This window comes from Sulfuriferula sp. (assembly GCF_054605375.1).
The window spans coordinates 19,602-28,327 of record NZ_JBTSEG010000034.1 but is presented as its reverse complement, the minus strand read 5'-3'; the positions used below and the strand labels follow the sequence as shown (position 1 = coordinate 28,327).

Here is an 8,726-nt window from a genome sequence, read left to right as displayed (position 1 = left end):
GATCGGGAAAATGGGTTAAATAGGGCGAAGAACGCCAAAAGCAGTGAGGAAAATTGCATTTCCTGAGCATTTCACACTGCCGTTTGAAAATTTGAAGCGGAGCCGCCTGCCGCTGCGCGGCAGACGGGGTTGTTCAGAGCATCCTTAAGTCAGGGCCATCGTCCCCGCGTCCGCCCTTGGTTCCCAGAAGATTTCGAAATTGTCGTAGTCCTTGTTCAAGTGCAGAGTCGATTGTTTCGCCAAAAAACGCCTGAACTTCATTGCATGAGATATCGTTCGATACCCACCTCGCGCCAAGAAAGTTTTGTAATATATGCTCACCGTCTGCGGTCGCAAATTCATTCTTTTTATAGATGCAGGTTTTCATTGGCGGTTATCGTCGTTTAGTGGAAAAGACGGCTCAACGTTAAATAAAACGGTGTTAACTTTGGAACGCTACGCTGTCTAAATCAAAATAAGTGGAAGTTATCCTGTTAATTATGTGAGCTATATTTTCTAATCGCTTATTATAGTCAGGTCTAAAATTTGGGGGATGGAAGCTAAAGTAATTCCTTGTGATTTCCCAGCTATTTGACCGATTTTTTTACCGAAATTCGGGTTGCGTCATTACAGCATTCGTACCGAGCAAGCGTCGGATGATAAGGCGCATTGTTCGAGCATTACTATAAAGCAATACGGGTGGATACCAAGCCCAACATGCCTTAATCAATGCAGTGTCGATGTTGCCTGACTCGCCCCGGCCTTTTTCGGAGCGCCATTCCCCAGATGCTGCCACAGCGCCTTGCCTGCGAACAGGGCAAAAACCGGTGCACCGGCGATCAGGTACCAGTAGTAGGTGGTGAAGCGCCACATCAGCAGGACTGCGCCCAGGGTGGCGTGGTCGAGCACCGGCGCGAGCAGCGCGGTGAAGCTCAGCTCGACCCCGCCACTGCCGCCGGGCAGCATGGTGAACTGGCCCGCGGTCAGCGCCAGCATCTGGATGAGGAAGCTGTAGGCCCAGGAGATATGGCGGTCCATCCCGGCGATCAGCACATACAGAATGCTGTAGCGCATCAGCCAGTGGCCGACGCACAGCAGGTAGATGGCGAACAGGCGTCCGCGCGACATCGCCAGCGTGAGACGCAAGCCGTGGCGGAAGCGTAATAGCGTGCGCAACACGCGTCTTCGCCTGGCAGGAGATACGTGCCATTTTCGCAAACGTTGGCTTGCCCACATCAAGGTGGACCGATAGTGTCTTGCCGCCAGCCACGCCAATACCATGGCGCCCACCAGTAATGCGGCCAGCAGGGCGAGCTGCCAGCCTACCTGTAATTGTTGCGGGTGGATGAACAGGATGAGCGCGATGACTAACAGCGCGGTGGTAAAGAACAGGATGTCCATCAGGATATCCAGCGCATACAGGGCTGCGGCGCTGGTACCGGATACGCCATGGCGGCGCAGCAGGAAGACGTAGGTGAGGGGGCCGCCGCTGCCTGCCGGGGTGGCGCAAATGGCGAATTCGGTGGCCATGACGGTGGCCAGTGCATGCTTGTGAGCCATAGGATGGCCGATGCCGGCAAGCATCAGGCGCAAACGCCCGGCGTTGAAATTCCAGCCGACAAAAATCATCGTCAGCACCACGCCGAGCAGCGATAACGGAAAGCTGCTCAGGCGCTGAAACAGGCCGCTGCCGCCATATAGCAGCGGGATACTCAGGCCCAGAATCAAACCAAACCCGATAAGCCAGAGGGACCGCCTCATGCGCAGTGATTCACCCATTGCGCCTTGGTTAGCGCAGTGCGGGTGGGTAACAGTGTCTCCAGTGTTTCCAGCCAGAAATGCACGGCTTCGCGGTAACGCATGTCGATGGGATGCAACCCGAGCCTTAACAGCGGGCTGGATAAGCTCTGCCTCAGACGGAACTGGTTCCAGTGACGCGAGGCCCGGCGCCGCCAGGCGCTGCGCGAGCTCCACACCAGCGTAGGCATGTCCAGGCGCTGCCAGTCCGGCAGGCGGATGAGTCCGGCCAGGTCGCTGGTATAGCGCAACGGCAAGCCACGCAGAGCGGCTTGCGTTCCCTTGCTCATCAGCCACGCAGGCGCGACGAAACCAGCCACCGGCCAGCGATAGCGGTGGAACAGTTCCAGCCCCCGCTCCAGACGTTGCCGGGCATGCATCTCATCAAGGCTGTAGAACTCGCCTTCATGGGTATAGATACGGCGCATGAACCAATTCACCGGGTTGGGCTGCAACGGGCTGTCGTCATGATGGAAATAACCATGCAGCACGACTTCATCGCCACGGGCAATGCGCTGCTCGATGGCGTTTCTGAAATCCGGGAAACGGTCGAGGTGGAACTGGTGGTGGAAGTCGGGCACCACCAACAAGGTCAAAGGGACGCCTCCCAAGGCATCCACGGCATGGATGAAGTCCTGGTAGGCAGGCCAACTCTCCGGCGTCACGTCATGCAGGACCACATTCATGGCAAGGCTGGCAGGTTGATCAGGCACGACGGCTTTCCTCTATCTTTCGCTCTGTATAACCGATTAATTTACGATACTGCCTCAGCAACTGAATCAGTATCCGGTCCCAGTCATAAAACTGTTCGATACGTTTCCGGGCCAGACGTCCCATGCCATGATAGCCATTGGCAAACAGGTTGCGCGCAGCTTCCGCCAGTGCTGGCGCGCTTACCGTTTCGGCCAGCAGGCCGCAACCTGGCACAACCAGTTCGGCGACCGCACCCTTGCGGGTGCCGATGACAGGAATGCCGCTCGCCATCGCCTCAAGCACCACCAGGCCGAAAGTTTCGTTATCACCGGCATGAATCAGTGCATCGCTGCTGGCGAGATAGCGGGCGATCCGATCGGCGGGGACGTATTCATGAATCACGCTGGCATTCTCCGGCACCGCGCGCGGCATCCCCGGCCCCACCAATAATAAATGATAATTTTTGCCCAGCAGTTTCATGGTCTGGAGCAGCAGAGGGATATTTTTTTCGCGTGCGGCGCGTCCGACAAAGATGAGCAGGTAAACGTCGTCGGAAATGCCTAGCGTTTGTTTGAAAGGCAAGTACTGATGACGAGGGTGAAATTGCGTGGTATCCACGCCCAGCGGTTGCAGCCTTACTTTTTCCACGCCCAGGCGCAGCAGTTTCTCGGCCATTACCTGGCTGGGTGCCAGAACGAGATCAAACCGGCTGTAAAGCCTGGATATATAGTTATCCAGTACCGGATCAGTCCAGTGCCCGACGCGCGAGTTCACCAGGCGCGGCAAGTCAGAGTGATAAAAGCCGACCACCGGTACCCCCAGGCGTTGTCCGGCTTCCAGGCAAGCCCACGCCGTGACGTAGGGATCGCCCGCTTCGATGAGGTCAGGGCGAAGCCGGGTCAGGGTGTCCACCCAGTTTTTTGTTCGTAGCGGAAACCGGTAGCCATGGCCAAACGGGATCCGCGGCGCTGCGACGTTATGGACGTATCCATTGTGAGAGCGTTGCGGCCCCGGCACTACCAGACTGTGCTGGACGTATCCCGCCAACCCGCGATGTTTGGCTTCGAGATAGGTGCGTACGCCGCCACTAACTGGCGTGTAAAACATGGTGACGTCGGCGATATGCATGCGTTGAGCGTACCCTGGTGACTTTACAGTTTATCCATGAGCCGTCGCCATGACAGGTGATTTCTTCCAAACACGGCTCCAGGATGGCTTTGGAACACGATCGCGTCTTGAAGGGGCAAGAAATAGATGGATAAACCGATGCGCACTAATCAAAACGACGATTAATTGTTAGGACACCATTTTCCCGAGTTTGATTACAAGCGTATGTCTGTTTGCGCACATTATGATAAAAAATCATATGTCCGCCCGGTTACGAAGGGTGTTGAGACCGAATTCCGGCTGCTATTCGATGTTGCCCAGGATTGTTCGGATGACATCCCATCCAAACCCCCGGCTCTGCAGAAAGCGTACCTGTTTGGCTTTTTCCTGGGCGCTGGCGGGGACTTGCCCGAATTTTCGCTCCCAGACGGCGCGGGCGCGTTCCAGTTCGGTGTCGCGCAGGTTGACCAGGGTGGCATTGATGAGGTCTTCGTCTACGCCTTTTTCGCGTAATTCAAAGGCAAGTTTGCGGCTGCCGTAACGGCTTTGCCTGGCAAAGACCACCTGTTCCGCGAAACGTGCGTCGGACAGCCAGCCGCGCTTTTGCAAGTCGTCGAGCAGGGCGGTGAGTTCGTCCGGGTTGTCGGTGTGCGGGGCCAGCTTGCGCATCAGTTCCATGCGCGAGTGTTCGCGCCGGGAAAGTGCGTCGAGTGCGCGGGCGCGCAGGGATTTTTCCGGAGGGTTGGACATTGTAACCACGCAAAAAACAATGAACCTAGAAAAAGCAGTTGTCCACGAAAAACACAAAAAGCACAAAAATATTCAAAGCGATAACAAGCTGTAGATCATCACCCAATGGGTGAATGACTTAAATCAATGCAATGTATTGATTTATTTCGTGTTTTTCGTGGAGAAATCGCCGTTCTTAGGATGAAGGCAAAAGGCAAAAATGGAAAGTCAAAAGGCAAAATTTAAGACCTTCTCCGGGCTTGATTTTTACCTTTCGCCTTTATTTTCCCTGTGGATAACCGCTTTTCCAGGTTCATGCTGTCATTCCAGGCTTGACCGGAAATGACGGCATCGCGCTGTTAATTACTCAGCGGCTTCTGCCGTAGCCGCCATCGGCACGATCCCAATGGCTGCGCGTACCTTGTTTTCAATCTCGTGGGCGATTTCAGGATGCTCACGCAGGTATTCACGCGCATTGTCTTTGCCCTGACCAATTTTTTCACCGTTATAGGCATACCATGCCCCGGATTTTTCCACCAGCTTATGGTCTACGCCAAGCTCGATGATTTCACCTTCGCGTGAGATACCTTCGCCATACAGAATATCGAATTCAGCCTGTTTGAACGGCGGCGCAACCTTGTTCTTGACGACCTTGACGCGGGTTTCGCTGCCGATCACTTCGTCGCCTTTCTTGATCGCGCCAATACGACGGATATCCAGGCGCACCGAGGCGTAGAATTTGAGCGCGTTGCCGCCGGTGGTGGTTTCCGGATTGCCGAACATGACGCCGATTTTCATGCGGATCTGGTTGATGAAGATCACCAGGGTATTGGTGCGCTTGATGTTGCCGGTCAGCTTGCGCAACGCCTGGCTCATCAGGCGGGCTTGCAGGCCCATGTGCGAGTCGCCCATTTCGCCTTCGATTTCGGCCTTGGGGGTCAGCGCTGCCACCGAGTCGATCACCACTACATCCACCGAGCCGGAGCGCACCAGCATGTCGGCGATTTCCAGTGCCTGCTCGCCGGTATCGGGCTGGGAGATAAGCAGGTCGGAGACGTTCACGCCAAGCTTTTGCGCATATTGCGGGTCGAGTGCGTGCTCGGCATCAATGAATGCAGCCGTGCCGCCCAGCTTTTGCATTTCGGCGATGACTTGCAGGGTAAGCGTGGTTTTACCGGATGACTCCGGCCCGAAAATTTCAACCACACGTCCGCGCGGCAAGCCACCGACGCCCAGCGCAATATCCAGACCGAGCGAGCCGGTGGAAACCACCTGAATGTCGCGCACGACTTCGCCATCGCCAAGGCGCATGATGGAGCCTTTGCCGAAGCTTTTTTCGATTTGCGCCAGGGCGGCGGCTAGGGCCTTGCTTCTGTTTTCATCCATGTGATTTTCCTTAAATTTAATGCGGGATTATGGCATAAACCGCTAAAGCCCGTCAGCAACCGTGGCTGACGAACAAGCCGTAAAACAAATTATCGAATGCTGTGCGCTCGATTGGTTTTTGTGCGCCCGGTCCGGTTTTGGGAGCTAACCCAGTAACTCCAGCACGCCGCGCAATGCTGCCGCAACGGCGCGTGCACGAACCTCCTCGCGGTCACCCGATAGCCTGCAGGTGGTGGTGTGGTGGGTACCATTCTGCATTGCCCAGCCGATACACACGGTGCCGACCGGTTTTTTTGGAGTGCCGCCGCCGGGGCCAGCGATACCCGAGATGGCCAGCGCAATTTGCGCCTGACTGTGCGTGAGTGCGCCCTGTGCCATTTCCAGTACAGTGGGCTCGGATACCGCGCCGTATGCCTCCAGTGTGGCTGTCTGTACGCCGAGCATGTCCTGCTTGGCTGTGTTGGTATAGGTAATAAAGCCGCGTTCATACCACATCGAGCTGCCCGGAACGGCGGTGATCAGCATGCCGGCCCAACCACCGGTGCAGGATTCTGCACTGGCGAGCATCATGCCGTGCTGATTGAGGGCAACGCCGGTTTGCTCCGCCAGTTGATAGAGTTCTGTGTCGGTCGGTCTCATGGCAACAGTTTTTGCGCAAGGAACAGTACCAGTAAAGTGTAACCGGCCGCCAGCAAATCGTCGAACATGACACCGAAGCCGTTTTTCAAGCGCGCATCGAACTGGCGGATGGGAAACGGTTTCCAGATATCGAACAGGCGGAATAGAGCAAAGGCAGCGGCAATCCATAATGGCGTTTGTGGGGTGGCTGCCAGCACGATCCAGAATGCGGCGATCTCATCCCAGACAATGCCGCCGTGGTCGGCTACGCCCAGATCACGTCCGGTCTTGCCGCAAATCCAGATACCGGCGACGACGGCGATGGCGATGATGAGATACAACTCAATGGGCGTGGCGAACCAGGCGATCAGATAATACAACGGCAGTGCCGCCAACGTGCCGAAGGTGCCCGGTGCTTTGGGTGCGAGGCCGCTGCCCAGCCCAAAGGCCAGAAAATGGGCCGGATGGCGTGTAATGAAGCGCCAGTCAGGCGGCAAAGTGGTCATAACCGGTGCAGCGAATGTCCAGCACCTGGCCTTGCGCATTACACACGTTCAGGCCGGGCTCGGCGTGTATGCGGCCGATGCAAGTCAGGCGCAGGTCGAGATGGGTAGCGATGTCGTCGAGTGCCTGATGGTGCGCGGCAGGTGCAGTAAAACACAGCTCGTAGTCGTCACCGCCGCTCAGCACGCAGGCATCGAATTCCGGATGCGCTGCATAATCATGCACAATTTCGCCCAATGGCAATTGCGTATATTCAATGTTGGCGCCTACACCGGAGCGCGACAGGATATGCCCCAGATCAGCGAGCAGGCCATCAGATATATCAATTGCGCTGCTTGCCAGTCCGCGCAACGCCAGGCCCAATTCAACGCGCGGGGTGGGTGTGTGCAGGCGCACGGCCAGGGTTGCCAGGTCGGGGGTAGTCAAATTGGCGCGGCCTTGCAATACAGCCAATGCCAATGCGGCATCGCCGAGCGTACCCGAGACCCATATTTCATCGTCCGGTTGGGCGCCGTCGCGGCGCAACGCCTGATTGGGCGGAACCTCGCCGATGACGGTAAAGGTAAGACTTAGCGCGCCACGCGTGGTGTCGCCGCCGACCAGGCTCACGCCGTACTGGTCGGCACAGCGAAACACACCGCCGGCAAATGCGGCCAGCCAGTCATCGTCCACTTCCGGGACCGTCAATGCCAGTGTCGCCCAGCGCGGCGTCGCACCCATCGCGGCGAGATCGGAAAGGTTGACGGCAAGGCTTTTCCAGCCGAGCTTGTGTGGATCGGTATCAGCAAAAAAATGTACATCGGCAACCAGCGTATCAGTAGAGATAGCCAGCTGCATGCCTGCGCCGGGCTGCAGCAATGCACAATCATCGCCCACGCCCAATACCGCATTCGGAGCGGTACGGGTGAAGTGACGCTGGATCAGATCGAACTCGGAAGGCATGGTATACGCCCTGGTGTCAGGGCTTGTGGCGCGGCGCGCTTACTTCCATGCTGCGTGTTTCGGCGGCCAGCTTATCCATGACGCCGTTGACGTATTTGTGACCATCGGTGCCGCCGAATATCTTGGCAAGCTCGACTGCTTCGTTGATGACGACGCGATAGGGCACCTCCAGGTGATGCAGAAGTTCCTGTGCACCCAGCAGCAAGATGGCATGCTCGACCGGACTCAGTTCTTCGGGTTTGCGGTCCAGGTAGGCCGCAAGCCGCTGGTCCAGCGCAGGCGCCTCTCCGATCACGCCGTTCAAGAGCGCCAGGAACATCTGCTCATCGATATTGCGATATACCGGATCGTCGCGCAGCTGCTTGACGATATCGGTGCTGGGTTGGTGGTTGAGCAACCATTGGTACACGCCCTGTACTGCGAATTCGCGAGCTTTGCGACGGTTACCGCTCATAATTGTTTGAGCAGGTTGGCCATTTCAATCGCGCATTCGCCGGCTTCCGCACCCTTCACTGACATGCGTGAAGTCGCCTGATGATCGGTATCGGTGGTCAATACACCATTGGCGACAGGCACACCGGTATCGAGCTGGATGCGCGCGATACCATTGGCCATTTCATTGGAAACCACTTCGAAATGATAGGTGTCGCCGCGCACCACGGCGCCTAGCGCCACCAGTGCATCGAATTTTCCGCTCATGGCCATTTTGCGCAGTGCCAGCGGGATTTCCAGCGCGCCCGGTACGGTGGTCAGCAGCATGTTGTCTGTTTTTACGCCACGTTTGGTCAGTGCGGCGCTGCAGGCGGCCAGCAATCCTTCGCAAATGTCCATGTTGAAACGGCTCATGACGATGCCGATGCGTAAAGCGCTGCCGTCGAGACTGGATTCAATCTCGGGAATATTGTCGTAACTTGCCATGTTTATTTCTCCTGAAGAGGCCGATTAGCTTGCTGGGGTACGATGCAAGGAGT

General features: G+C 56.7%; 11 protein-coding genes. All 11 read right to left on the bottom strand.

Annotated elements, in window-relative coordinates:
• Positions 1 to 133: 133 nt before the first annotated feature.
• Complete coding sequence (locus ACYCZJ_RS14485; RefSeq protein ID WP_461554942.1) at positions 134 to 367, bottom strand: hypothetical protein; 234 nt, start codon at positions 365 to 367, stop codon at positions 134 to 136.
• 338 nt (positions 368 to 705) lie between these two features.
• On the bottom strand, positions 706 to 1,740 hold the full coding sequence (locus ACYCZJ_RS14480) for a lysylphosphatidylglycerol synthase transmembrane domain-containing protein (protein ID WP_461554941.1): 1,035 nt from the start codon (positions 1,738 to 1,740) through the stop codon (positions 706 to 708).
• Positions 1,737 to 2,489, bottom strand: a complete 753-nt coding sequence (locus tag ACYCZJ_RS14475; RefSeq protein WP_461554940.1) for a DUF2334 domain-containing protein — start codon at positions 2,487 to 2,489, stop codon at positions 1,737 to 1,739. The genes ACYCZJ_RS14480 and ACYCZJ_RS14475 overlap by 4 nt, the downstream gene beginning before the upstream one ends.
• A complete protein-coding gene (locus ACYCZJ_RS14470) occupies positions 2,482 to 3,597 on the bottom strand; it encodes a glycosyltransferase family 4 protein (RefSeq protein ID WP_461554939.1) in 1,116 nt (371 codons plus the stop codon). The genes ACYCZJ_RS14475 and ACYCZJ_RS14470 overlap by 8 nt, the downstream gene beginning before the upstream one ends.
• Before the next feature lie 282 nt (positions 3,598 to 3,879).
• Complete coding sequence (gene recX / locus ACYCZJ_RS14465; protein ID WP_461554938.1) at positions 3,880 to 4,326, bottom strand: recombination regulator RecX; 447 nt, start codon at positions 4,324 to 4,326, stop codon at positions 3,880 to 3,882.
• Positions 4,327 to 4,668: 342 nt separating this feature from the next.
• Positions 4,669 to 5,691, bottom strand: a complete 1,023-nt coding sequence (gene recA, locus ACYCZJ_RS14460) for a recombinase RecA (RefSeq protein WP_461554937.1) — start codon at positions 5,689 to 5,691, stop codon at positions 4,669 to 4,671.
• Between the two features lie 144 nt (positions 5,692 to 5,835).
• Positions 5,836 to 6,330, bottom strand: coding sequence for a CinA family protein (locus ACYCZJ_RS14455; protein WP_461554936.1), 495 nt, complete (start codon positions 6,328 to 6,330; stop codon positions 5,836 to 5,838).
• A complete protein-coding gene (locus ACYCZJ_RS14450) occupies positions 6,327 to 6,815 on the bottom strand; it encodes a phosphatidylglycerophosphatase A family protein (protein WP_461554935.1) in 489 nt (162 codons plus the stop codon). Before ACYCZJ_RS14450 ends, ACYCZJ_RS14455 begins: the two co-directional genes overlap by 4 nt.
• Positions 6,796 to 7,755, bottom strand: a complete 960-nt coding sequence (gene thiL / locus ACYCZJ_RS14445; protein WP_461554934.1) for a thiamine-phosphate kinase — start codon at positions 7,753 to 7,755, stop codon at positions 6,796 to 6,798. The genes ACYCZJ_RS14450 and thiL overlap by 20 nt, the downstream gene beginning before the upstream one ends.
• A gap of 16 nt (positions 7,756 to 7,771) precedes the next feature.
• Positions 7,772 to 8,209 carry a transcription antitermination factor NusB gene (gene nusB, locus ACYCZJ_RS14440; protein ID WP_461554933.1) on the bottom strand — a complete coding sequence of 146 codons (438 nt, stop codon included), beginning with the start codon at positions 8,207 to 8,209 and terminating at the stop codon, positions 7,772 to 7,774.
• Complete coding sequence (ribH, locus tag ACYCZJ_RS14435; protein ID WP_461554932.1) at positions 8,206 to 8,673, bottom strand: 6,7-dimethyl-8-ribityllumazine synthase; 468 nt, start codon at positions 8,671 to 8,673, stop codon at positions 8,206 to 8,208. Before ribH ends, nusB begins: the two co-directional genes overlap by 4 nt.
• Between the last annotated feature and the right edge of the window lie 53 nt (positions 8,674 to 8,726).

What these genes read in the sequence shown, in the direction of transcription:
- recX (WP_461554938.1), bottom strand. Translation starts at nt 4,326, where the DNA reads ATGTCCAACCCTCCGGAAAAATCCCTGCGCGCCCGCGCACTCGACGCA.
- ACYCZJ_RS14485 (WP_461554942.1), bottom strand. Translation starts at nt 367, where the DNA reads ATGAAAACCTGCATCTATAAAAAGAATGAATTTGCGACCGCAGACGGT.
- recA (WP_461554937.1), bottom strand. Translation starts at nt 5,691, where the DNA reads ATGGATGAAAACAGAAGCAAGGCCCTAGCCGCCGCCCTGGCGCAAATC.
- thiL (WP_461554934.1), bottom strand. Translation starts at nt 7,755, where the DNA reads ATGCCTTCCGAGTTCGATCTGATCCAGCGTCACTTCACCCGTACCGCT.
- ACYCZJ_RS14450 (WP_461554935.1), bottom strand. Translation starts at nt 6,815, where the DNA reads ATGACCACTTTGCCGCCTGACTGGCGCTTCATTACACGCCATCCGGCC.
- ACYCZJ_RS14480 (WP_461554941.1), bottom strand. Translation starts at nt 1,740, where the DNA reads ATGAGGCGGTCCCTCTGGCTTATCGGGTTTGGTTTGATTCTGGGCCTG.
- nusB (WP_461554933.1), bottom strand. Translation starts at nt 8,209, where the DNA reads ATGAGCGGTAACCGTCGCAAAGCTCGCGAATTCGCAGTACAGGGCGTG.
- ACYCZJ_RS14470 (WP_461554939.1), bottom strand. Translation starts at nt 3,597, where the DNA reads ATGCATATCGCCGACGTCACCATGTTTTACACGCCAGTTAGTGGCGGC.
- ACYCZJ_RS14455 (WP_461554936.1), bottom strand. Translation starts at nt 6,330, where the DNA reads ATGAGACCGACCGACACAGAACTCTATCAACTGGCGGAGCAAACCGGC.
- ribH (WP_461554932.1), bottom strand. Translation starts at nt 8,673, where the DNA reads ATGGCAAGTTACGACAATATTCCCGAGATTGAATCCAGTCTCGACGGC.